This window comes from Streptococcus sp. DD11, from assembly GCF_001578865.1.
In the GTDB taxonomy this organism is placed as follows: domain Bacteria; phylum Bacillota; class Bacilli; order Lactobacillales; family Streptococcaceae; genus Streptococcus; species Streptococcus panodentis.
On record NZ_KQ969396.1, the window covers coordinates 89,058 to 89,734 of the forward strand.

At 48.2% G+C, this 677-nt stretch carries 1 protein-coding gene; it reads right to left on the reverse strand.

Annotated elements, in window-relative coordinates; translation table 11 throughout:
* Nucleotides 1-677: ABC transporter permease (locus STRDD11_RS09865; protein ID WP_241209402.1), on the reverse strand; the 677-nt coding region annotated here is incomplete at both ends.

A 677-nucleotide genomic window follows, 5' to 3' on the forward strand; every position in this document is an offset into this window, starting at 1 on the left:
CCACGCCGATAGTGGAGCCCATCCCCCAGTTCTGAGTGGTCAGAAAATGCTGCTCAATGGCCGTCCCCAGCGTAATGACGCGGTTGCCGCCAATCAGACGGGTCAGCATAAAGAGGCTGAGACTGGGAATAAAGACCGACTGGACACCGCTTCTGACACCATTCATCGACAGCGGAAAAATCACACTGCGGAAAGTCTGCCAGCGGTTGGCCCCCAAATCATAGCTGGCATTGATCAGATTGGGATCCATATCGTCCAAAACATTGAAAATAGGCAGAATCATAAAGGGCAGCTCGATATAGCTGGCTACAAAAATAAAGGAGAAATCCGTAAAGAGAATCTGCTGAGGTCCCACTCCCATAAAGGTCAGGAACTGGTTGATAGAGCCTTCCTGACCAAAAATCCCGATAAAAGCATAGGCCTTGAGCAGGAGATTGATCCAGGTCGGCAGGATAATCAGCATCAGCCAGAGCTGCTTGTGCTTGAGCTGGGTCAGAAAAAAAGCTGTCGGATAGGAAATAAGCAAAGTGACCAGCGTGATAATGCCCGCATAAAGGACGGAATTCAAGCTCATTTTGAGATAGGTCCAGTTCTGCGAGGTGAAGTAAGTCTGATAATTTTCCAGTGTAAACTGGCCCTCGATATTAAAGAAAGACTTCCAGACAATCATGACGACT